General features: G+C 62.3%; 20 protein-coding genes and 1 pseudogene. 16 read left to right on the top strand and 5 right to left on the bottom strand.

The features are described 5' to 3' along the window. Window positions 1-32 precede the first annotated feature (32 nt). The 6 genes from J2J99_RS27645 to J2J99_RS27620 all read left to right on the top strand — a co-directional run bounded on the left by J2J99_RS27645 (window position 33) and on the right by J2J99_RS27620 (window position 7760). A complete protein-coding gene (locus tag J2J99_RS27645) occupies window positions 33-1937 on the top strand; it encodes an ABC transporter substrate-binding protein (protein WP_168296526.1) in 1905 nt (634 codons plus the stop codon). A 116-nt stretch (window positions 1938-2053) separates the two neighbouring features. Beyond that, a complete protein-coding gene (locus J2J99_RS27640; RefSeq protein WP_168296525.1) occupies window positions 2054-3058 on the top strand; it encodes an ABC transporter permease in 1005 nt (334 codons plus the stop codon). Window positions 3059-3060: 2 nt separating this feature from the next. Continuing rightward, complete coding sequence (locus J2J99_RS27635; protein ID WP_168296524.1) at window positions 3061-3918, top strand: ABC transporter permease; 858 nt, start codon at window positions 3061-3063, stop codon at window positions 3916-3918. Window position 3919: 1 nt separating this feature from the next. Beyond that, window positions 3920-4909: an ABC transporter ATP-binding protein gene (locus tag J2J99_RS27630; protein WP_168296523.1), complete on the top strand. Its 990-nt coding sequence runs from the start codon at window positions 3920-3922 to the stop codon at window positions 4907-4909. 47 nt (window positions 4910-4956) lie between these two features. Beyond that, window positions 4957-5715, top strand: a complete 759-nt coding sequence (locus J2J99_RS27625) for an ABC transporter ATP-binding protein (protein ID WP_168296570.1) — start codon at window positions 4957-4959, stop codon at window positions 5713-5715. 272 nt (window positions 5716-5987) lie between these two features. Then, window positions 5988-7760 (top strand): adenylate/guanylate cyclase domain-containing protein, encoded by a 1773-nt coding sequence (locus J2J99_RS27620; protein ID WP_168296522.1) that lies wholly within the window; start codon window positions 5988-5990, stop codon window positions 7758-7760. Between the two features lie 328 nt (window positions 7761-8088). Here the strand turns inward: J2J99_RS27620 and J2J99_RS27615 are convergent, their stop codons facing one another. Together J2J99_RS27615 and J2J99_RS27610 are read right to left on the bottom strand one after the other, a co-directional pair. Then, the gene (locus tag J2J99_RS27615) at window positions 8089-9000 is read right to left on the bottom strand and encodes an HNH endonuclease (protein ID WP_168296569.1); all 912 of its coding nucleotides are present in this window, start codon (window positions 8998-9000) and stop codon (window positions 8089-8091) included. A 203-nt stretch (window positions 9001-9203) separates the two neighbouring features. Beyond that, a complete protein-coding gene (locus tag J2J99_RS27610; RefSeq protein ID WP_207600995.1) occupies window positions 9204-10064 on the bottom strand; it encodes a hypothetical protein in 861 nt (286 codons plus the stop codon). Between the two features lie 117 nt (window positions 10065-10181). Here J2J99_RS27610 and J2J99_RS27605 point away from each other — a divergent pair, with 117 nt between their 5' ends. After that, a complete protein-coding gene (locus tag J2J99_RS27605; protein ID WP_168296520.1) occupies window positions 10182-10943 on the top strand; it encodes an endonuclease/exonuclease/phosphatase family protein in 762 nt (253 codons plus the stop codon). A 48-nt stretch (window positions 10944-10991) separates the two neighbouring features. On the opposite strand, the gene J2J99_RS27600 is transcribed toward J2J99_RS27605, so the two are convergent. Together J2J99_RS27600 and J2J99_RS27595 are read right to left on the bottom strand one after the other, a co-directional pair. Beyond that, entirely contained in the window at window positions 10992-11888 is an 897-nt protein-coding gene (locus J2J99_RS27600; RefSeq protein WP_168296519.1) for a GGDEF domain-containing protein, read from the bottom strand. Window positions 11889-12159: 271 nt separating this feature from the next. Further along, window positions 12160-12993, bottom strand: coding sequence for a helix-turn-helix transcriptional regulator (locus J2J99_RS27595; RefSeq protein ID WP_168296518.1), 834 nt, complete (start codon window positions 12991-12993; stop codon window positions 12160-12162). A gap of 95 nt (window positions 12994-13088) precedes the next feature. Here J2J99_RS27595 and J2J99_RS34530 point away from each other — a divergent pair, with 95 nt between their 5' ends. Both J2J99_RS34530 and J2J99_RS27585 read left to right on the top strand, forming a co-directional pair. Beyond that, the gene (locus tag J2J99_RS34530; RefSeq protein ID WP_168296517.1) at window positions 13089-13340 is read left to right on the top strand and encodes a DUF1127 domain-containing protein; all 252 of its coding nucleotides are present in this window, start codon (window positions 13089-13091) and stop codon (window positions 13338-13340) included. 40 nt (window positions 13341-13380) lie between these two features. Next, window positions 13381-14115, top strand: coding sequence for a class I SAM-dependent DNA methyltransferase (locus J2J99_RS27585; protein ID WP_168296516.1), 735 nt, complete (start codon window positions 13381-13383; stop codon window positions 14113-14115). A 65-nt stretch (window positions 14116-14180) separates the two neighbouring features. On the opposite strand, the pseudogene J2J99_RS27580 reads toward J2J99_RS27585, so the two are convergent. Further along, window positions 14181-14717, bottom strand: a pseudogene (locus J2J99_RS27580) (ATPase, T2SS/T4P/T4SS family); the annotation flags it as partial. On the opposite strand from J2J99_RS27580, the gene J2J99_RS27575 reads away from it, so the two are divergent. From J2J99_RS27575 to J2J99_RS27545, 7 genes are all read left to right on the top strand, one after another. Beyond that, window positions 14680-15012 (top strand): hypothetical protein, encoded by a 333-nt coding sequence (locus tag J2J99_RS27575; RefSeq protein WP_246735350.1) that lies wholly within the window; start codon window positions 14680-14682, stop codon window positions 15010-15012. The pseudogene J2J99_RS27580 and the gene J2J99_RS27575 overlap by 38 nt on opposite strands. A 142-nt stretch (window positions 15013-15154) precedes the next feature. Continuing rightward, a complete protein-coding gene (locus J2J99_RS27570) occupies window positions 15155-18151 on the top strand; it encodes an ATP-binding protein (RefSeq protein ID WP_168296515.1) in 2997 nt (998 codons plus the stop codon). Between the two features lie 5 nt (window positions 18152-18156). After that, window positions 18157-19317 carry a YcaO-like family protein gene (locus J2J99_RS27565; RefSeq protein ID WP_168296514.1) on the top strand — a complete coding sequence of 387 codons (1161 nt, stop codon included), beginning with the start codon at window positions 18157-18159 and terminating at the stop codon, window positions 19315-19317. After that, a complete protein-coding gene (locus J2J99_RS27560) occupies window positions 19307-20071 on the top strand; it encodes a TfuA-like protein (protein WP_168296513.1) in 765 nt (254 codons plus the stop codon). Before J2J99_RS27565 ends, J2J99_RS27560 begins: the two co-directional genes overlap by 11 nt. Window positions 20072-20113: 42 nt before the next feature. Then, window positions 20114-21334, top strand: a complete 1221-nt coding sequence (locus J2J99_RS27555) for a gluzincin family metallopeptidase (protein WP_168296512.1) — start codon at window positions 20114-20116, stop codon at window positions 21332-21334. A 19-nt stretch (window positions 21335-21353) separates the two neighbouring features. Further along, window positions 21354-21818: a hypothetical protein gene (locus J2J99_RS27550; protein ID WP_168296511.1), complete on the top strand. Its 465-nt coding sequence runs from the start codon at window positions 21354-21356 to the stop codon at window positions 21816-21818. A 23-nt stretch (window positions 21819-21841) separates the two neighbouring features. Continuing rightward, window positions 21842-22207, top strand: a complete 366-nt coding sequence (locus J2J99_RS27545) for a hypothetical protein (protein ID WP_168296510.1) — start codon at window positions 21842-21844, stop codon at window positions 22205-22207. The last annotated feature ends 8 nt before the right edge of the window (window positions 22208-22215 follow it).

Below are 22215 nucleotides of genomic sequence, written 5' to 3'. Positions count from 1 at the left end.
CCGCCGCATCGTCGCTTACAAGGGAGGAGTTCATGCAAAAGTGGAAGAGGTTTGCATTCGGCTTCGTGCTGGCGACACTCGGTCTGACCGGTCTGGCCACGGCCGAAGACTACACCTCCTTGCCGCGCAAGGAGACGCTCATCGTTGAAAATCCGGAAGGGACCATCAAGAATCCCGGCTGGTTCAACATCTGGGTCAATGGCGGCGGCGGTGTTTCCACCGGCCTGCAGCAGCTGACCATGGATACGCTCTGGTATATCGACCCCGAACAGGGGCTTGGCGGCGCGGCCTGGGACAATTCGCTCGCCGCCGACAAGCCGCAATATAATGCCGACTTCACCGAAATGACCGTGAAACTGCGCAAGGGGCTCTACTGGAGCGACGGCGTGGAATTCACCGCCGACGACGTCGTCTATACCGTCAAGACGCAGATGGACCATCCCGGCATGGTCTGGAGCGCGGCCTTCTCGGTGCAGGTGGCAAGTGTCGAGGCGACCGATCCGCAGACGGTCGTCTTCAAGCTGAGGAAGCCGAATTCGCGCTTCCATGCGATCTTCACCGTGCGCTGGAACGGCGCCTGGATCATGCCGAAGCACGTCTTCGAGAAGGTCGAAGATCCGCTGCGCTATGATTTCGCCAATCCCGTCTCGCTCGGCGCCTACAAGCTGAAGGCCTACGATCCGCAGGGCAAATGGTATACCTGGGAGAAGCGCGACGACTGGCAGCGCACCTCGCTTGCCCGCTTCGGCGAGCCGGCCCCGAAATATGTGACCTATACCGATCCCGGCCCGCCGGATAAGCGCACCATCGCCCAGCTCGAGCACAATCTCGATATCATCCACGACAATACGCCTGAGGGCATGTTCACCCTCAAGGAGAAGTCGAAGACCATCGACACCTGGTTCCCGGGCTTCCCCTTCGCCCATCCGGATCCGACGCTGCCGGCGGTCATTTTCAACACCCAGGAAGCGCCGTTCGACAAGGCCGACGTGCGCTGGGCGCTCGCCCTCCTGATCGACATCAAGGCGGTCGACATGGCGAGCTATCGCGGGGCGGCGACGCTTTCGGCACTCGGCGTGCCGCCGACGGCGGCGACGATGAAAGACTATCAGGCGCCGATGCAGGACTGGCTGAAGGATTTCGAGATCGATACCGGCAAGAGCAAGATCAAGCCCTATGACCCGACGGTCGGGCAACAGATCGCCGATATCCTGCGCAAGCAGCCGAAGTTCAAGGACCAGATCCCGACCGATCCGGAAGCGATCAGCGGCGCCTTCGGTTACGGCTGGTGGAAGCCGAACCCGAAAGCGGCCGGCGAACTGCTGGAGAAGGCAGGCTTCAAGAAATCAGGCGGCAAATGGCTGACCCCTGACGGCAAGCCCTTCAAGATCCGGATGACGGTCGAAGGCGACACGCGTTCGGTCTTCACCCGCGCCGGCACGCTGATCGCGCAGCAATGGGCGGCCTTCGGCATCGACGCCAAAGCCGTGCCGGCCGCAAAACTGTGGCAGACGGCGCTGCAGCCCGGCGATTTCCAGGTGGCGATCGCCTGGAGCGTCGAAACCTGGGGCGGCGATCCCGACCTCTCCTTCTTCCTCGACAGCTGGCACTCGCAGTTCGTCGCCAAGAAGGGCGAGGTTCAGCCGCCGCGCAACTGGCAGCGCTGGTCCAATCCGGAGCTCGACAAGATCATCGAGAGCATCCGCGGCATCAGCGCCGACGACCCCAAGGGCATGGAGCTCGGCAAGGATTATCTGAAGCTGGTCGCCCGCGAAATGCCGACGATCCCGCTGATGTCCTATAACGTCTTCACCTCGATGGATACGACCTATTGGACCGGTTATCCCACCATCAAGGACCCCTATACCGATCCGGTGCCGAACTGGGCGAATTCGCGGCTGATGATGGTCAAGCTGAAGCCGGCTCAACCGCAATAACCCTCCCAACGCCGGCGCGTAAGCCATCGCGCCGGCCCCTTATCGGCGGGCATGTGCCTCGGTTGCCATGCTCGTCGATCCTTTCAAGAAGGGAAGCAGAGAGGAACCACTGCCTTATGACGCCCTATCTGATCTTTGTGCTGAAGCGGTTCGGTCAGTTTCTGCTCGTCGTCTTTCTCGGCGTGACGATCACCTTCTTCGTCACCCACCTGACCCCGATCGACCCGGTCGAAGAAAGCATAGGCGCCATCACCCAGATGGGCCAGTCCGATCCCAATGCGATCGAACTGATGCGCCAGTCGCTGCGCGAGCTTTACGGCATGCAGGGCTCGATCTGGGAACAATATCTGCATTTCTGGCTGCGGCTGGCGACCGGCGATCTCGGCCCCTCGCTCTCGGCCTTTCCGACCCCCGTCTCCACCATCATCTTGCGCTCGCTGCCCTGGACGATCGGGCTGATGACGGTGTCGACGCTGATCACCTTCGTGCTCGGCAATGCGATCGGCGCGCTCGCCGGCTATTATCGCAAGGACATGGTGCTGAAGGCCGTCAGCCTCGTCTTCATCGCGATGCTGCCCATTCCCTATTACATCCTCGCCTTCGTGCTGCTCATCGTCTTCGGCTTCATCTGGCCGGTGCTGCCGATCAATGGCGGCTATGAGATGAACGCCAATCTCGACCTCTCCTTTGCCCTCGTCCTCGATATCCTCAAACACTCCATCCTGCCGGCTTTGTCACTCATCCTGGTCGGCGCCGGCAGCTGGCTGATCGGCATGCGGGCGCTGGTTTCCAACATCATCACCGACGACTATGTCGTCTTTGCCGAGCTCGGCGGCGTTCCCAAGGGCAAGATCCTGCGCTCCTACATCGCCCGCAACGCCATGGTGCCGCAGTTCACCGGGCTTGCCATGTCGCTCGGCGCGATCTTCAACGGCACCGTCATCACCGAAATCGTCTTCGGCTATCCCGGCATCGGCAATCTCTTGATCGAAGCGGTGCATGCCGGCGACTACAGCCTGGTGCTCGGCCTCAGCGCATTGTCGATCGTCGGCGTCGCCGCCGCCGTCTTCATCATCGACGTGCTGAGCCCGCTGATCGATCCGCGCATCAAGGTGGAATAGCCATGTTTACCATCATCCGCGACCTCGCCCGCCAGAACATGGAATTCCTCTGCGGCCTGCTGCTCTTTGCCGTCATCGTCGGCCTGGTGATCCTGTCTTACTTCTCGCCCTATGGCGCGACCGACATCTATCTCCTGCCGCCCGACATGCCGCCGGACGGCGAATATTGGCTCGGCACGACCTCGCGCGGCCAGGACGTTTTCTGGCAGCTGACGACCGGCCTCCGCAACACCCTCTATTTCGGCATCGGCGTCGCCTTTCTCTCGCGCATCATCTCGCTCGTTGTCGGCCTCGTCGCCGGTTACGCCGGCGGCGCGGTCGACCGGGTGCTGATGGCGATCAACGACAGCGTCATGGTCATCCCGCAATTTCCGCTGCTGATCCTTTTCTATTTCGTGCTGAAGGACAACATGACCTGGGTGGCGCTGATCGTCATCATGGCCTCGCTCGGCTGGTCCTATGATGCGCGGCTGATCCGCTCGGTGGCGCTCGGCCTGAAGAGCCGGCCGTTTACCACCCAGAGCGTCTATTCCGGCATGACGATGCGCAAGATCCTCGTCGAAGAGCACCTGCCCTATGTGCTGCCGATCGTCTTTGCCACGACGATGAACAACATGATCTGGTCGATCGGCATGGAGATCACGCTTTCGGTGCTTGGGTTCACCGATATCGAGACGCCGACCATGGGCATGATGATCTACTGGGCCAATGCGCATTCGGCGCTGATCTCGGGCATCTGGTGGTGGGTGGCCGCCCCCGTTGCCGTCATCGTCATTCTCTTCCTGGCGCTGTTCCTGCTCTCCATGTCGATGAACGAATACAATGATCCGCGCAGCCGGCTGAACCGGATGGGAAGTTAGCATGGAGAACCTGGTCGAAATCGACAACTTGAAAGCCTATTACCGCGCCTTCCTCTATGGCGTCGATCGCGAGGTGCGCGCCGTCGACGACATCAGCCTGACGATCCGCCGCGGCGAGGTCTATGGCGTCGCCGGCGAATCGAGCAGCGGCAAGACGACGCTGATCAAGACCATTGCCGGCGCCATCCGGCCGCCGCTCCGGGTCGTCTCCGGCAGCGTCAAATTCCACTTCGGCGGCGGCACCCAGGATCTCTACGCGATGACGCCGGAGGAGCGCGTGGCGCTGCGCTGGAAGCATCTCTCCTATATCATGCAGGGCTCGATGAATGTGCTCAATCCGGTGCGCCGGATCCGCCATTCCTTCACCGATTTCGCCTTCCGCCACATGAAGGTGAGCAAAGCGATCTTCTTCGAAAAGGTCGCCAACCACCTGCAGCGGCTGAAGCTCGATCCGCAGCTGCTCGACGCCTATCCGCACGAACTCTCCGGCGGCATGCGCCAGCGCATGACCATTGCGCTCGCCACCATCCTGACGCCTGAGTTCATCATCGCCGACGAGCCGACGACGGCGCTCGACGTGATCGTGCAGCGTGACGTCCTGTCGATGATCCGCGACATCCAGCGCGAGATGGGCTCGTCCTTCCTGTTCGTCACCCATGATATGGGCGTGCATGCGACGGTCTCCGACCGCATCGGCATCGTCTATGCCGGCCGGCTGGTCGAGGAAGCGCCGACATCAAAACTCTTCAGCGCGCCGCTCCACCCTTATACCCAGCATCTCGTCGGCAGCCTGCCGAAGATCGGCGACCCCACCACCCGGCCCTCGCTGGAGGGGCGGCCGCCGAACCTCGCCATGCCGCCGGAGGGCTGCCGCTTTCACCCGCGCTGCCCGAAGCGCATGGAAATCTGCTCACAGAAGGTTCCGCCCTTGGTCACCGTCGCGCCGGAGCGGCGGGTGGCGTGTTTTGCGGTTACGGGGGATCAGGTGTGACTCTGCTTAGCCTCTCGCATGTGACGAAAATCTACCGCCAGGGCGGCATGCTCGGCCGGCGGCTGATCACCGCCGTCAAGGATGTCAGCTTCGAGATCGGCGACGAGCCGGAGATCCTCTCGATCGTCGGCGAATCCGGCTCGGGTAAGTCGACGGTGGCGGCGATGATCCTCGGCCAGGCCGAACCGACCAAAGGCGAGCTGCAATTTGCCGGCAAGACCGTGGCGATCCACAGCAGGGCCGAACGCAAGGCCTTCATGAAGGAGGTGCAGCCGGTGCTGCAGAACCCCTTCGAAGCCTTCAACCCGCTGAAGCGGGTGGACCGCTACCTCTTCGAGACCGCCCGCAACTTCTCCGCCTCCGGCAAGCGGCCGGACCGGCGGGAGGTGGAGAAGATGGCCGATACCGCCCTCCACCACGTCGGCCTGACGCTGGAAGAGGTGAAGGGCCGCTTCCCCCACGAACTCTCCGGCGGCCAGCTGCAGCGCGTCGCCATCGCCCGGGCGCTGATCCCTGAGCCGCGCCTGCTGGTGGCCGACGAACCGGTCTCGATGGTCGACGCGTCGCTCCGCATGGCGATCGTCAACCTCTTCGGCCGGCTGAAAAACGAGCTGGGACTTTCGATCATCTACATCACCCATGATCTGGCGACGGCGTATTACGTCAGCGACAATATTATCATCATGCGCAAGGGTGAGATTGTTGAACGCGGGCGGGCGCGGACGGTGCTGGATGATCCGCAGCATGCGTATTCAAGGGCGCTGAAGGATGCGGTGTTGGCGGCGGAGTTTGGTGAGGTGGTTTAGTTCGCTATGAGCGCCGACACCGGCTTGGCTGGAATGACTGGTTTAGGGCTCGGAAGCGGGCTCGCAATTTCAGGGCTATGCTCGTGACCTGACCCCGTCACTTTCGGAACGAGCGCGTCTTGCAGCCGGAAGGCCGACAGAGCCGTCATTGCATGGCGCTGCAACGTCGGCTGCGTCCAGCTCGATCGCAACCGGGATCGCTGTAAGCAGCGGCCGAATGTTCTTTCTTGCCCTCTGCCTCCCTGCTATTCTGGCAGCGAGGAGACGGCGCCATGAGCGAGATCCGAAAGCTGGCTGCAATCCTGGCCGCGGACGTGGTTGGGTACAGCCGGCTTGCGGGCGCCGACGAGGAACGCATCCTGGCGAGGCTACGGGCACTGCGCAGCGATCTCATCGATCCGACGATCGCCGTGCACCATGGCCGGGTGGTGAAGCGAACCGGCGATGGTGCGCTGGTCGAGTTCCGCAGTGTGGTGGACGCCGTGCGCTGCGCCATCGAGGTGCAGAACGGTATGGTCGAGCGCAATGACGGCGTGCCGCAGGACCGTCGCATCGAGTTCCGGATCGGCATCCATTTGGGCGATGTCGTCGAGGAAAGCGACGGCGATCTGATGGGCGACGGCGTCAACATCGCCTCGCGATTGGAGGGCGTCGCCGCGGCGGGCGCGATCTGCCTGTCCGAGGATGCCTATCGCCAGGTCAAGGCGAGGCTCGACCTTTCGGTCAGCGATCTCGGCAACAAGCAACTCAAGAACATTGCCGAGCCGATCCGGATTTATTCGCTGCAGGTTGGCAGCGCCGAGACCAAGGCAGCCGCGACCTCGCAAATCGCGACAAGCCAGCCGGCGACAGCACCGTCGCCGAAGCAGTCGATCGCCGTCCTGCCCTTCGCCAACATGAGCGGTGACGCCGAACAGGACTACTTCGCCGACGGCATCTCGGAAGACATCATCACGGCGCTATCGAAGTTGAGGCAGCTCTTCGTCATCGCCCGCAATTCGTCGTTTACCTTCAAGGGCAGGAACGTCCATGTGCAGGAGGTGGGCACGAATCTTGGCGTGCGGTATGTTCTTGAGGGCAGCGTCCGCAAATCGGGAAACAGGGTGCGCATCACCGCGCAGCTCATCGACGCGACCACAGGCGGACATATATGGGCGGAGCGGTTCGATCGCGACCTGACGGACATATTCGCGGTTCAGGACGATGTCACCCAGCAGATCGTCGACGCGCTGGCGGTCAACCTGACAGAGGGCGATCGGAAAAGGCTGGTGCCAGGGCAGACCGGGCACCCCGAGGCCTATGACTGTTTCCTGCGCGGCCGGGAGCTGTGGCACCGGCTGACGAAGCAAACCAACAGCGACGCCCGCGAGCTTTTGCAGCATGCCGTCGAACTAGACCCGAACTTCGCCTCGGCGCACGCCTTTCTCGCCCTGACCCACGGGCTCGATTACCTGAACCGGTGGAGCGCGTCGCCGCAGCGCTCGCTCCAGCAGGCCGAAGAGGCTGCGATGCTGGCGGTGGCGCGGGATGAGAGCGACCCGGTCGCGCACTGGGCACTGAGTGTGGTCAGGCTGTACTCGCGGCAGCACGATAGAGCCATCGGCGAGGCCGAGCGGGCGATAAGCCTCAACCCGAACTTCGCCGAAGGGCAGGTCAGCCTCGGCGAGGCACTTCTCTATTCGGGCAGATCCCACGAGGCACTCGCCTGTTTCGATCGGGCGATAATCCTGAACCCGTACTTTCCGGATATCGTTCTCCACTTTCAGGCCTGGGCCTGGTTTCAGCTGCGACGATACGACGAGGCCGTTGAATTGCTGGTGAAACGCGTGAGCCGCAATCCCGTCACCGACGTCTCGCGCGCGCTTCTGGCCGCCTGTTACGGACACCTCGGCCGGTTTGAAGAGGCTCGGGCGACGTGGCAAGAGGTGCTGCGCGTCAATCCCGACTTCTCCCTGGAATACCGCCGCAAAGTCTTGCCCTTCAAGAACCCCGCCGATTTCGACCTCGCCATGGAGGGGCTGTGCAAGGCCGGTATCGCACAATGACGGGTGTCTACGGTTAGGCGTCGGCGGGCATCTATCCTGTTGGACAATTTGATTATCTCATCTCACGCTTAAATACGCTCCCTGTTTGTTCTAGTTTTGGGATTGTCTAGGCATAATACTATAAGTTCGTGTGCTAGTCTCGTATGCAGAGCAAGGCTGGGCAAGAGCTCACAAAGATCCTCGAGGAGTTCTGCTTGAATATCAAAAGCAAATCTCCGCCTGTATTCTGAGCCATCCAAAATCGCGCTGGCATTGATGCCGAAATTTGCCGTCAAAGTGCTTTCGTTTGGTGAACTGCCCGCTCACTTGTCCTCACCGGCGAGCCTCGTTACTGCTTGAAGCAATTTTGGCGATGCCACTGGAGAAAATGAGGATGAGGCCGCTCGAACGATCGCGAAGGCACGATCGCCGTTCCAGATTTGTTGATCAGGCCTCGGATGCTTTCCGGATCGTTGGCTTGCCGCGAGATCAGAATATCAAGCTCATCCGAGAGGCTGATCAGCCCGCGGTCGAACATCCAATGCGCGGTGCCAGACAGAGCGATGCCGTTGGTGAGGATATCGGGTCCGTTTGCCTCCACGGGGCGAATATGCGCAGCATCGACTTCCGCACGTCCGCCACCGTTTATCAGCTTCAGGCCAGTGATTGCGCACCGTTTGTCATAAGCCTGCAGAACGAGCCGGCGAAACAGCCGATTGCGAACAATCCGCGACGAGAGCTGTGTAATCCGATCGCGCTCTTGCGCAAACAGAAACGGCGCCTGCGCTCCTTCTTCAAATCCGTCGGCAGGACGAGTTGCTGCCGGCTCACCCAGTCGAGGAAGCTCGGGCTCATGCTCGTCCAAGCCAATCGACACGATGCGGTTGAAATCCGCTGCGGATATTGGCCGCACAGCTGCCTGCGCTCTGCCGGATATTCGCCTCTCCTCATTCAGCACGCTTCGCTCGATAACACCGTCTGGCCCACTGAAGGGAACGGCATTGATGAAATCGAGGTAGCTGCCTGGCTCGATGAGTGCCAGATACATGCCCGATACCTCCGGATCCGGAATGACTTGGGCTACCTTGGCGACAGCAAAATAGCCGCGGGTCGCGGCCATCTTGCGCGGCTGGTAGTAAATGATCCAATCTCCGAGGCAGGCTTGCACGCGACCGAGATACTGGCGCGGGAACTGATATTGTTCCGCCGGCCTATCGTTGTAGATCGAATCTGAACGGTGGATGAAAACCCCGAATCCCATGGCCGATGCGTAGCACGGCGAGGCCGATTCAGATACGGCGCTTGTATCCTCCATCCGAAGAGAATTGAATGACACAGCATCAAGATGGATCCCGCGGCTTTACCTCACGGGGAACCTAATCGTGGGCTTATGGTGGCGCCGAAACGACCTTCGCCTAGCGTAGACAGCACAAGCAAACGCCGAGAAAACGCCCGTCACTCCCCTCAATGGGCGATCAGCGCATAATCCTCGTCGGCAAGCTCGAATCTCGGCAGCGTCTGCGGCAGATCCTTGATCCCATAGAACTCCGTGATGATCGGGCTTTCGCCGATGATTACCGAGCCGCAGGGTGGGCCGTCGGGCTGGAAGATGGTGATGACATCGGTCAGTTGCCAGCGCAGCACCAGGCAGGCCTGATCGGTATAGGGATTGGTCAGCTCGTCGGCGAAATAGGCGGTGTTCTGCTCGCTCACGGTCACCTGCTGGAAAGAGCGCGAGGTCATGCTCAGGCTCGACGACACGCTTGCCGAGAACGGGCCGAAACCGACGTTCGCGTTCATGCCGAGGCTCGCTGCCAAGGTGCTTTCGTGGGTGGAAGTCTCCTGCCGGCCTGTCGTCACCGTGGTGGTGATCGTCTTTTTCTCGCCGGGCGCCAGGGTGCAGGAATCCCCCTGCCGATCCCAGAATTGTTCGCGCAGGACGGTCTTGCCGTCTGCAAGCGTGGAGCATCCCACCAGCACACGCGGGGAATCGGGCGGCACGAGCATGCTTGCTGTGGGCTGCGGCACCGGGCCAATGTCATTAGGCGAAGTCAGCAGCATGTAGTTGGCGGGGACGATCTCGCCGTCAGTTTGCATTATGATCGAGCACATATAGGAGCCCGTCTGCGCCGCCTGCAGGATGCAGACGTCATCCTGAATGAAGGCCAGTTGCCCGGGATCCCCCGGAGCGACGTAGCTCTTGCTTGCGGGCGAGAGCATGGAGCTGAGATAGATGGGGATGTCGAAGCCGTTGAGGATCGTGAACACTCCGACCGGCGGCGGCGGGGCGTCCGAGGTTGCGTCCGAATGCAGGTTGGCCGGCAAGGGCCAGCTGCTGTACAGCGTTTTCCGATAAAGCGAGCGCATGCATCACCTCCGTTGCCTTTTCAGATAAACAACCATATATTGCATTTTATTTCAACACTACCTGAGTTGGCAACGATGAGGATCGTCGGCATCAATATGCAGGGCTCGAACGTGGGGACGGGCCAGAGCAAGTTCGTGGGGGTGATTTCGCAATTCTTCCTCGACCGCAGGGTGGCAGCCGACATCGTCTGCATTCAGGAAGCCGGGCCGTCTCCGCCGACCGGCGGCTCCTTTACCGCATACAATCCCGCCAACTATCCGCCCTGGCTCGCAGGGGTGGCGCCGCCGCCTGCGGCGCTGATGTTCATCGGCAGCTGGGCAGTCGGGAGGGAGCCTCTGATCGTCAAAGTGTTCTGGCTGCAGACCGATCCGGGCGGCAATCGCTGCAATCTCTGCATCTGCATCCGCGACAGCATCGAAACTCCGCATCTGATCTACATCCCCGCGGCCGGCGCCGCGGCATCACGCGGCGCGATCGGATTTGAAGTCAGGCTGACGGGCGGCGCAATTCGCCGCATCTATACGCTGCATGCTTTGAGCGGCGGCGGGGCCGACGCCCCCGCTCTTATGGCCGGCATATCAGTCGCCCCCTTGGTCCCGGGGGCTGCGGCGGCACCGCCCTGGATTGCCGTCGGCGACTACAACCGCGCTCCGTCGGCGGCAGCATGGCCCGTGCCGCCGCCGGGCACTATTTGCCCGCCCAACGCAGCGACCTTGCCTTCTCATGATTCGAAGCTGGATTATGCCATCTGCTCGCCGGGGCTGGGCCCCGCCACGGTCATCGTCCAGCCCGCCGGAAGCGTCTCCGATCATCAATATATCGTCTGCGATGTTTAGGGGCGCGGCTGAGTTCGGAGCCCGCGGACCTGAACCAGCATCAGCGCCCTACGCCGCCCGCACCCTGTCCCTTCCGCTCATCTTCGCATCATAAAGCGCCTGATCGGCGCGCCGATAAAGCTCCGACGCGCTGTCTGTCGGCACACACGCGGCGATGCCGGCGGAGCAGGTGTAGCTGAAGTCCGGCGAGTCCGGCAGCGGCCGGGAAAAGCGGATCACCGTCAGCATGCGCTCGACCATGGCAAGCGCGTCTTCCGAGCCGGTGGCCGGCATGACCAGCAGGAATTCCTCGCCGCCGACGCGGCCGAAACAGTCGTTGCGGCGGACATTCTGGTGGATGCGGTGGGCGAAATCGCGCAGCACCAGATCGCCGGCGTGGTGGCCGAGCCGGTCGTTGATGCGTTTGAAATTGTCGATGTCGAAGACAGCGAGGCAGCCGCTGCTGCCATGCCGGGCGGCTTCAAGCATGTCTTCGACGCGCGCCATGACGAAGCGGCGGTTGGCGACGCCGGTGAGTTCGTCGGTGTAGGAGGCCTTGATCGCCTGGTCGCGATCCTGCCGGACGGTGCGGCCATGAACCTTGAGACGGGTGATGTCGCTGGCGATGCAGAGCATCCAGCCGTTCTTCTGCACCGCCTCGGTCATCCACAGCCAGCGGCCGTCGGCAAGATCGGTCTCGAAGGCGCGATAGCCAATCTTGCCGCGGCGCGACTGGGTCGAGCGCAGCCATTCCTCGAAATTCTCCGTGCGGATGACGGTGCCGCGGCCGAGCTCGAAATTACGCCGCATCAGATCCGGCCAGAGCGGCGTCTCCTCCGGCTCGATGAAATAGGCCGAGCGGAAGGCGCTGTTGGCATAGCGCAGCCGGTCATCGCCATCATAGACCGCCATCAGCGTTTCCGTCTGTGCGGAAAGATGGAGAAGCTGTTCGATTGTCTCGTCCATACAGCACCCTGTCTGGTTGCCCCGGCAAGAGATGGCGCAGAAATCCTATGAGAAAAGAGCCGCCCGGCAAAGCAAAGGCGCTTGCCGTGATTACGGAAGCGTCAACATTCCCGCTGGTGATCGGATATCGGCTGCCGCGGGATCGGGCGAAGGGTATCCGTGCCTGATGTGCGCAGGCTCGCGCGGGCGCAACCCTTCGCCCTCTCCCTCGCGCTGCTGGCGCTGGCGGTCGCGGCGCGCTTTTTGCTGTCGCCCGCCGGAGGACGCGTCATTACGCCGGCCGCGCCGGGGATGCGGCACCATGGCCCGGAAAGCCTCCCTGGAAATATTGTCCGGGAGAGACACCGAAGGCCGTCCGGAACACCGCAATGAAGGCGCTGGGACCGGAGTAGCCGAGCGAGAAGGCGATATCGCCGACGCTTCGGCCGGCGGCGAGCCACTCCACCGCTTTGAGGAGTTTCGCCTGCTGACGCCAGGCGCGGAAACTCATGCCTGTCTCGGTTTGGAAATGGCGCTGAAAGCTGCGGGGGGACATGGCCGCACGCGAGGCAAGTTCATCGAGTGGCCAATCGGCACCCGGTTCGCTGCGGATGTCCGAAGCGATGCTGCGGAGGCGTTCGGATGCCGGCGAGGGAAGCGACAGCGGCGCGACCGTACTCGTCTGAAGCTGGTCGAGAATGACGGCGACGAGCCGTTCGGCAGGGGCACTCCCGGCATCCGCGCGCGGTATTTCCAGGAAGGCCAGGATAAGTTCGCGCAGGAGCGGCGTCGTACCGATCACTGAGACCTCGGAGGGCAGGTTAACGACCGCGTCGGGCCGGAAGAAGAGGTAGCTGCGCTCCGTTTCCTGCAGGTATGTCACCTCGTGGAGGACGCCTGATGGCACGAATACGGCACGTTCAGGCGGAACGATGAAGTAGCCCCGCTCGGTCTCGAGCCGCAGCGAACCGCGCACGATCTGGAAGAGCTGAGCGCGGTGGTGCACGTGGAAAGAATAGGTTCGCCCGGCGGGCTCTGCGCCACCCTGGGCGACGGCGGTGTGCGGATAATCTCCAAATGCGTCTTCCGGCAGATGAACGTTGGTCAGGTTGTCGCGGGCAATCATGGCGTCTCACAGACATAATTTGACAGACTGCCGATAACACGTCGGATCGCATTTCGCTAGATTGATATCACCGCAACACAACTTGGACGTAGGTTATGACATTCGAACTCCGGCACATTGAAATTTCGGATCGTTTTGCTCCCAGCCTTCTGACGAAGATGGCAGCTTTGCGGTTTGCAGCGCCCGCCCTCCTCCTCTGGTGGCAAAGGCGCGAAACGGAACAGGCACTGCAGTGGCTGTCGGACCGCGATCTGGAAGACATTGGCGTCGCCCGCCACGAGATTGGCGAGCTGGCGCGATCGCTAGGACCAATTGACGCGTTGCCCGCGAAGCGGCGGGCAAGGTGATCGCCACCACCGGTCCTCCGCTATCAGAGAGGTAAGCAAGATGCATGACGACGGTTTTTTTGACGATGAGGTCGCGGCTACCTACGATGACGCTGACGGGATCTCGGCCCCGGAGGTCGTCGATCCGGCGGTCGATCTCCTGGCCGAGTTCGCAGGCGGCGGGCGCGTGCTGGAATTCGCGATCGGTACCGGGCGCCTGGCGCTCCCCCTCGCGCGCAAAGGGGTGGAGGTAGAAGGCATCGAGCTCTCGCGAGCGATGGTGTCGCGCCTTAGCGCCAAAGAGGGCGGCGCCGACATTCCGGTGGTGATCGGCGACATGGCGACAACCCGTGTCGACAGGCGCTTCTCCCTCGTTTATCTGGCTTTCAACACGATCAACAATCTGACGTCGCAGGAAGCCCAGGTCGCCTGCTTTCAGAATGCGGCCGCGCACCTTGAAACTGGCGGGCACTTCCTGATCGAGGTGGGCGTCCCGCCGCTTCAGCGGCTTCCGCTCGGCGAGACGATCCTGGCGTTCGACCGCAGCGACACGCATTGGGGCGTCGACGAGTACGATGTAGTAAGCCAGAACTTCACGTCCCATCACATCCGGATGCGGGACGGAAACTACAGGCGCTTCGCGGTCCCGTTTCGTTATGCATGGCCAGCGGAATTCGATCTCATGGCGCGGTTGGCCGGCCTGAAACTCAAAGCCCGATGGGGCGGCTGGAAAAAGGAGCCGTTCACAAAGGTCAGCGATCGACATGTCTCCGTCTGGCAGAAGATCGCAGCTTAGGTCAGGGAGATGAACGGCGAGGTCGCTCGCCATCATGCCAAGATCGGCCAGACCGATCCCGCCTTTTACTCAGGCCGGTGAGCGGTCGCCGCGGGCTTCATCCAGCTCAGCAACTCCGTCAGGCCGGCTCCCAACTCCTCAAAGGCTTCCGTGGCGAAACTCGGCACGGCGCCTGTCCAGCGCAGCTCGCCATCCGAATTGGAATGGCCGCCGCCGTCGAGCTTGTAGATGCTCTCGACGATATACTGGCCGTCATCATTGAGGCCCTTGATCTCGGAAATTTCGATGACCCGTCGCCGCCCGGTGCGCTTGAACCGGGCAATCTGGACACTCGCCGACGATGATGCGGTCCGGCCGCATTCGCAAGGAAGAGCGAAACAGCTCGCGAATGCTGGCGCAGCGCGATCGAACCTGTCGGGCTTGGTGACTTCGAGATAGACGACGTGCTCCTTGCGGATCTGCAGTTCCGAGGTGTCCTCGATGACGATGACCAGCTCGTGATCGGCGAAGGCTTCCGACAGCGCGTTCAGCATCGTCGTCTTGCCGGTGCCGGTGCCGCCGGAGATGATGACATTCTTCTGCAGCCCGACCGCAACGGTCAAATATCTGACGATCTTCACAGCGCTGACGGCGCTGCTCTACCTGCCGCGCATTCCCTTGCCGGTGCGGCTGGGCCGTCTGGTGACGCTGATCGCCATTTCCGCCTTTCCGACCTGCCTGCTGCACCGCTTCGTGCCGGAACTGCTGCTGCCCCGAGGCGGCGGGTGCGCTGCCGGCTCCGCTCTTCCATCTGCTGGCGATATCAGGCGGCCTGGCGCTCGGCGTCATCGCCAGCAGGGCGGCATAATGATGGCCCGCGGCATGGCCGGGCGCGCCATGGCGGCGGAGACGGCCTGAGCCGTTTTCGATGCGTCTTCGGCCGGGCTGCTGCAGATCAGGCGAAATAGCGGATATATTAGCGCGACCGCACGAAAAGCTTGCATGCAAGCACTAAATCGGATGTGCTGAACAAGGCTTCTGTGGTGTTGGGCGACCGCAAATGAAAACCCTCGACGCACGAATTCGGTTCACAGGTGAGAGGCGACAGGTCACTGCCCTTTTCTATGACATCGTCGGCTCTACCGAACTGCTGTTGCGGAGCGAGCCGGAGAAATTCTTCCGATCGGTTTCGGCGTTACATCAGAATGCCGAAACGATCATAAGAAAACACGGAGGGTTTCTTCATCAGCGGCTCGGCGATGGCGGATGCTGCTTCTTCGGATATCCCGAGCAATCCGAAGATGCCGCCGAAAGCGCGGTGCAGGCCTCCCTGGAACTGCTGCACATCGCCGCCGGGAGCAAGACCAGAGCGCGCACGCCCTTCCAGCTGCGGATCGGGGTCGCCACCGGTCTCGTGGTCTTCTCGACGGAAGGTGATGAGATTGTCGGCACGGCGCCGGTACTGGCAGCGCGCCTGCAGGCGGAGGCCGAGCCCAACTCCGTGCTGGTGGCTGATTCCACGGTTCGGCTCACCCGGCACAAATTCGACTATAAGCTGGTTCGCGAAGCACGACTGAAGGGCTTCGAAGATCCGGTTGCGCTCTGGCGGCCGCAGGAGCGTGACCGGTCAGCGCCCGAAGCATCGCCGTCCGAGGAGCGCGACAGGCCGATCCGCGGCCGGGAAAAGGAGCTTGCCGCCCTTTCCGGCGCTTGGCATTCTGCGCTCGAAGGCAAGGGAAGCCTGATCGCCATCGTCGGCGAGGCAGGCATCGGCAAATCGAGACTGGTTGGCGAATTCGCCGAGCGGCTGCGGCAGACCGCCCATGAGACGGTGGTCTTTCAGTGCGGCAGGCGCCTGGAGAGCCAGCCCCTGCATCCCTTCGTTTCCTTTCTCGAGAGGCTGGTCGAGCCTTCGGTTCTGAGGGATGGCAACGCCCGCGCCTTCATGCAGGCGCTTCAGGCATCCGGCCGCGAGGTGGACGCAGCCGTCGTCGAGACGATCCTCGCATTCACCGCCGACCGATCCGCGGCGACGTCGCGCAACATTCGCATCTCCGATCTGTCGGGCCGCGCCTTCCGGCGCAAGGTCATCGAAGCGGCCGCCGACATTCTGGCATCCAAGGCGCCCGGCATTCCGACGCTGCTCATCTTCGAGGATGTGCACTGGGCCGACGACATGACGCTGGAGCTGATCGACCGGCTGGGGGCGCTGGCGGCCGGGCTGCCGATCCTTGTCGTGCAGACATCGCGGATCAGACGATCTCTCGCGGTCGCAACGGAGATCGAATTGTCAGGCCTGACCGCCGCCGCGGTTCGCGATCTCGTCGCCTCGATCTGGCGCGAGCATCCCCCGCCCGGCCTGTCGGATTTCGTTCTCGATCAATGCGATGGCATGCCGCTTTACGCCGAAGAGCTGACCAATTTCCTGCGCGAACGGCGGCCGCTCGGCAAGTCGTTGTCGGCGTGGAAAGAGCTGCTCAGGGAAGGCGGCGTCTCCTCCCTCAATGATCTGCTTTCCGCCCGGCTGGCGGCAACCGGCTCGGCGCGGCGGGCGGCGCAATTTGCCAGCGTCATCGGTCGCGAATTCGGCATCTCGCTGCTCGCCTACCTTCTCGAAGGCGTCAGCCGCGAAACGGTCGACGCCGACATCGACCGGCTCCTCTCTCAGGGCATCATCGAGCGTTCCTCTGTCACGCGTGGCGCCTTTCAGTTCCGGCATGTGCTGGCGCAGGAGGCTGCCTATGGCAGCCTTTTGAAGAGCGACCGGCGTCGCATCCACAGGCGGATCGCCGATCGCCTGATCGCGGAGACGAAGCCGAGCCTGCCGGCAGCGATCGCCGCCTGGCAATGTGCCGAGGCGGGCCTGCATGATGCGGCCGCCCGATTTGCCCTGGCGGCGGCGGAGGCAAGCGTGTTGCGCTTTGCCATGCGCGAGGCGAACGTCTCGCTGGAACTTTGCGAGCGGGAGGTCGACAGCCTTTCCCGGCGCCACCCCGACCGCACCGAGCTCGCCTTAAGCCTGTTCGAGCTCCGGGGCGTCGTGGCGGCGGCCCTCGAGGGCGAGGGTTCGCAGAGCGCGCGCCGGGTCTATGCCCGCGCCATGCAACTCCTGAAGAAGCAGCCGCCGGCCCTTCGGATGAAACACTTCCCGGTTTATTGGGGATGGTGGTTCACCGCGCCGAATATTCTGACGCAGCAGTCCCGCGCGCGGGTTGTCGTCGGCGATATGCAGGCTGTCGAGGATCGGGAAACGCGATTGCAATCCTACCATTGCGGCTGGGCGACGAGCTTCCATGCCGGCGAGCACGCCTTCTGTCTCGATTGTGTCGCCAAGGGCCTTGATCTTTACGAGGCCGACAGCGCGGTGCGCAATCGCGCCTTCTTCGGCGGGCATGACGCCAAGGTCTGCGGGCTGGGCGAGAGCGCGCTTTCCTACCTGCTGCTCAACGAAACCGGCGCCAGCGAGGATGCGATCCGGGAATGCCTGGAATGGGGGACGGCGACCGATCACGCCGGCAGCATGGTGCATGCGCTCTACTACGCCATGGTGCTTGCCCGCTGCCAGAGCCGATATGCCGACGTCCATGCGCTGGGCGAACAGATGCTGTCGCTCGCCGAGCGGCACGGACTGGCGGCAAGCCAGGCGCGCGCCAACATGTATTGCGGCTGGGCGGAGCTGATGACGTCACCGGCGGGGCGCGGCGCGGCGCGTTTCGAGGCCGGCCTGCTGCTGCAGCAGCAATTGGGCACCGACGATAATTTGTCCATGCACAGCGACATGCATGCGCAGGTGCTGCAACGGCTCGGCAAGCCTGCCGAAGCGCTGGCAATCGTCCAGAATGCGATCAGCGTCGGCCGCGGCAGCGGCCAGTGGTTCTGGCTCGCCGAACTCTATCGCCGCAGCGCGAAACTGAGGCGCCATCTGAACGATCGCCCCTCATCGATCAGAAGAGACCTGACGAAAGCCGTGCAGATTGCCGAGGGACAAAAGGCCGCCTGGCTGGCCGAAAGGGCAAAGCGCAGCCTGGACGGACTGCAAGGGAATGGCTCGCGATAGAGGGGATGGACATAGGGATGCTCGATAACATCGCCGATATCCTCTCCGATACCGAGCTCCCCTCGCCTCCCGATCCCCGGCAGACGCTGCAGCGCATCCTCGCGCGCCGACAGGAATACGGCATCACTAGGCTCGGTTCGATCACCGGGCTCGACTGGATCGGTATTCCGGTTGTCCAGGTCGTGCGGCCGCGCTCACGCTCCGTCGCCGTCAGCCAGGGCAAGGGGCTGACCTTTCCGCTGGCGGCGATCTCAGGCGTGATGGAATCCCTGGAAGGCTGGGCCTCGGAGCGGATCGCCCCGGAGCGCATCTTCACCGCAAGCCTGCGCGCCATGAACGCAGGGGGAGACTGGTCGCACCTCGGCGTCGGCCGAGACGAGGCGATGCTCTCCTGGATTGCCGGGCTCGATCTCCTTTCGGGGCGGCAAATGGCCGTTCCGCTTGCCCTCGTCGATACCGCCTATATTGTCCCGTCGCCGCATCCCCATTGGATCGCCCGCGACACCACGGGCCTCGCCGCAGGCACGAGCCTGCAAGGCGCCGTCATGCATGCCTGCCTGGAAATCCTCGAGCGGCAGGCGCGCTGCACGGCGATGAAGACGCCGCATTTTTTCGACCGCTTCCAGATCGACGCTCGCTCCGTGCGATCGGGAAGCGCCGGCGACATCCTCCAGCTTCTCACCAAGGCGGGTTTTGTCGTCGGCATCTGGCAGATCCCGGCGCCGCACGCGCTGCCGGTCTACTGGTGCCACGTCATGGAAGATGCGAGCCGCGCGCCCTTTGCGCCGCTGCCGGCAGAGGGCTTCGGTTGTGATTTCAGCCACAACGGGGCGCTGACCAGCGCATTGCTGGAAGCCTGCCAGTCTCGCCTCGGCGTCATTTCGGCGGCGCGCGACGATATCAGGACGGAGCTTTACGGCCATGCCGACGCCATGGAATTGGCTGCCTGGCGCGGACAACTCGCCAGGGGAAGCCGCCCCTTCCCCACGGATCGTTCTGCGGCCGAAGAGCGGTCCCTTCGCCCGGTCTTCGATGCGATGAGGCTGGCTGGCGCCAAAGCGGCCGCTCTTGTGGTTCTCCATTCGGATGACCGCATCCCGCTTCACGTCGTTCGTGTGGCAGCGCCGCCGCTGGAAACCAATCCGGAGGCCGATCTTGCGCGATGACATCGTGGTTTTTCTCGGCCCTACCCTCTCCGAGACGGAAGCCCGGACCTATCTGGATGCGATCTATCACCCTCCCGTCGGCTGCGCCGATGTCGTGCGGGCCGTGGCCAAATATGCGCCCGCGGCAATCGTGCTGATCGATGGCGTCTTCGGCCAGCTTCCGGCGGTTCGCCACCAGGAAATCCTGTGGGCGATGTCCCGCGGCGTGCGCATCTACGGCGCCGCCAGCATCGGCGCGCTGCGCGCCGCCGAACTCACGCCCGAGGGCATGATCGGTCACGGGCTGATCTACCGCTGGTACCGGAGGCACCCACTCGCCGACGATGCCGACGTGACGGTGCCGATGGCGCCCGCCGCACTCGGATCGCGCGCATTGGGCGACGCCCTCGTCGACATCAGGCTGACGCTGAAGAAAGCCGAGCGCGCCGGCGTCATCGAAAGAAGGCTGCGATGCGATCTCGAAACGCTGGCGCGCGGACTTCACTTCAGCGAAAGATCATTCTCCAGGCTTTTGACAGTGGCCGAAAACAACCATGGCCCCGCCGGCCAGCTTCAAGCACTAAAATCCTGGCTGAAAACCGGTATCACAAGCGGGAAGCGGACGGATGCTGTAAATTTCCTGAAATATCTGGCAGAACAAAAGATCAACTGGCCGAAGAATTGCCTTCTCGCCGAGTTTGAACTTACGGAAGCATTCGCCAACGACATGGAGTACTACAACATCCTCGATAGACTATTGTCGAAAGGCACGTAGTACTGGTATAGTCGACGATCGCTTGACGTTGGGCAACGAGCGGTGGGGGCAGCATTGGATGCCATCACGCATAACGAGGGCGCAGGCCACGGGGCAGCTCCGGAGCGGCCGCTCGGGACACGTTTCCTCGTCTTTCCCCAGCCATCCTTCATTCCCGGTTACGAGAAACCCGAAGTGGTGTGGATCGGGCCTTCGGCAGGACCGATCCTGGCCGGGCCATCCGACAGCCGCATCTATGTGGCAAATCCGGTCGAGGCGAAATCGCCCTATGCCGCGCCGTATATCCCGCCCTATCCCGGCCTGCTGCAGCCGCCGGCCGAGCCCGGCCCCGACGGCCATTTCGATCACATCGGGCCGGGCTCGCCGGCCTTCCTTTCGACCCACAGCTATGCCTGCACCCGTCGCGTTCTCGACATCTGCGAGGGCTATCTCGGCCGCTCGATCGTCTGGTTCTTCCAGCCGACGCTGGAACGGCTGGAAATCGTTCCCCGCATCCCGCATTGGCAAAACGCCCAGTCCGGCTTCGGCTTTCTCGAGCTCGGCGAAAACGAGGAGCACGGCCGAGCATCCTGTTTCGCGTTGAATTTCGACGCGATCGCCCATGAAATGGGCCACCTCATTCTCTTGAGCGAACTCGGCATTCTCGAAGGCGACGGCGCCGGCAGCGATTTCTTTGCCTATCATGAGGCGATCGCCGATTTCATCTCGCTGCTCGGACTGCTGCAGTTCGACACGGCGCTTGACCGGCTGCTGCGCCGCACCGACGGAAATCTGCTCTTGCACAACGAACTCGACAAATTTGCCGAGCTCAGCGACGAGAAGCAGCTGCGGCTGCTCAACAATTCGCTGCGCATCGGCGATGTCAGCCGCGAGGTGCACGACCGGTCAAAACCCTTTGCTGCGGGCCTGTTCGACTGCCTCGTCGAGGTCTACCAGTCGCTGCTGTTCGACCGGGGCTTATCGGACATCGATCCGAGGCGGTTCAGCGATCTGCGCCAGCAGATGGCGCCGGCGCTGATCGAAGAAGGGCTTCAGACCTCGGCGGCATCCTATGAATTGCGCCATTTCGCGGTGAAGGCCGCCCTGCAGGAAGCGCGCGACATCGTCGGCGAAGCGCTCCTGCGTTCCTGGAAGTATCTCGACCCCGACAGCCTGACCTTTGAAGCGGCGGCCCTGGCCCTCCTCGAGGCGGCGAGCCGCGGGCGCGGGGTCGCTTATCTCGACCAGCTTGAAGATTGCATGAGGTGGCGCGGCATTTTTTAACCAACGACGGGAGGCATCGATGACAGACGACAGCGTTCCAGCACCTTCTTTACCCCGCTATGTAGCGGACGAGATCATACTTTACGGAGTTGATTTGAATGACAGAAGCGGCATTGCCCACCTGGAAGTCGGGATGGCGGGAGCGACCGAACTCCAGATCAGATTGAGACCCGGAACAATAACCGGCTCCACAGTGCTTGCCTATGGCTACGCTTTCGAGGGTCACTGCTACAGGCTGGATTCAACCCGCATCTTTATTGTGACAGGCCCAATTGCCGAAGCTGCAGTCGGCTGCGGCTTTGATGATCTGGGTTACCAAATGTGGCGGATCACCGCGTCTGAACAAATCCTCGAAATCTCAACGGCCTTTGGCGATGCCAGGAGCCTTATCCTGGATTCGCAGCTGCCTGGAAAGAGATCCCCGAGTTCCTACGCCATCACCTTGAGGATGGCGCATCGCAATGGCCGCCTGCATAACGACTAGCTCGCAGCAACGGGAGGACAATCATGGCCTATAAAGTTCAAATTTACGTCACGAAATCCTATACGATCACCGTGAAAGACTGGCTTAGCGGCAGCCCCTGCGTCGACGCAAAAACGGGCGAAGAGATCAAAGATGTTGCAATAACTGCACCGGCGACTTTGGAGACAGCGGTCGGGCTTAGAAACGGCGTAGGCGGTGTCGTTATAGAGGAAAAGACAACGGGTACTACCATGTACGATATACCCCGTGAGCTTGATTCAGGTGGAAAGATTACTTTCCCTAAAGGAGAGGCGGTATCGCAAAACGATCTCGACCAACTTGCCGAAAGGGTCGAGGTTTTAAAACAGGAGGTCGGGGATTTAAGGCAGGAGATCGAACGCCTGAAATAGCGGGTTGG

Source organism: Rhizobium binae (assembly GCF_017357225.1).
Lineage (GTDB): Bacteria > Pseudomonadota > Alphaproteobacteria > Rhizobiales > Rhizobiaceae > Rhizobium > Rhizobium binae.
This window is presented reverse-complemented; position numbering and strand designations above follow the sequence as displayed.

Coding starts and splice junctions, on each gene's coding strand:
- J2J99_RS27645 (WP_168296526.1), top strand. CDS start 33: ATGCAAAAGTGGAAGAGGTTTGCATTCGGCTTCGTGCTGGCGACACTC.
- J2J99_RS27640 (WP_168296525.1), top strand. CDS start 2,054: ATGACGCCCTATCTGATCTTTGTGCTGAAGCGGTTCGGTCAGTTTCTG.
- J2J99_RS27635 (WP_168296524.1), top strand. CDS start 3,061: ATGTTTACCATCATCCGCGACCTCGCCCGCCAGAACATGGAATTCCTC.
- J2J99_RS27630 (WP_168296523.1), top strand. CDS start 3,920: ATGGAGAACCTGGTCGAAATCGACAACTTGAAAGCCTATTACCGCGCC.
- J2J99_RS27625 (WP_168296570.1), top strand. CDS start 4,957: ATGCTCGGCCGGCGGCTGATCACCGCCGTCAAGGATGTCAGCTTCGAG.
- J2J99_RS27620 (WP_168296522.1), top strand. CDS start 5,988: ATGAGCGAGATCCGAAAGCTGGCTGCAATCCTGGCCGCGGACGTGGTT.
- J2J99_RS27615 (WP_168296569.1), bottom strand. CDS start 9,000: ATGGGATTCGGGGTTTTCATCCACCGTTCAGATTCGATCTACAACGAT.
- J2J99_RS27605 (WP_168296520.1), top strand. CDS start 10,182: ATGAGGATCGTCGGCATCAATATGCAGGGCTCGAACGTGGGGACGGGC.
- J2J99_RS27600 (WP_168296519.1), bottom strand. CDS start 11,888: ATGGACGAGACAATCGAACAGCTTCTCCATCTTTCCGCACAGACGGAA.
- J2J99_RS27595 (WP_168296518.1), bottom strand. CDS start 12,993: ATGATTGCCCGCGACAACCTGACCAACGTTCATCTGCCGGAAGACGCA.
- J2J99_RS34530 (WP_168296517.1), top strand. CDS start 13,089: ATGACATTCGAACTCCGGCACATTGAAATTTCGGATCGTTTTGCTCCC.
- J2J99_RS27585 (WP_168296516.1), top strand. CDS start 13,381: ATGCATGACGACGGTTTTTTTGACGATGAGGTCGCGGCTACCTACGAT.
- J2J99_RS27575 (WP_246735350.1), top strand. CDS start 14,680: ATGATGACATTCTTCTGCAGCCCGACCGCAACGGTCAAATATCTGACG.
- J2J99_RS27570 (WP_168296515.1), top strand. CDS start 15,155: ATGAAAACCCTCGACGCACGAATTCGGTTCACAGGTGAGAGGCGACAG.
- J2J99_RS27565 (WP_168296514.1), top strand. CDS start 18,157: ATGGACATAGGGATGCTCGATAACATCGCCGATATCCTCTCCGATACC.
- J2J99_RS27550 (WP_168296511.1), top strand. CDS start 21,354: ATGACAGACGACAGCGTTCCAGCACCTTCTTTACCCCGCTATGTAGCG.
- J2J99_RS27545 (WP_168296510.1), top strand. CDS start 21,842: ATGGCCTATAAAGTTCAAATTTACGTCACGAAATCCTATACGATCACC.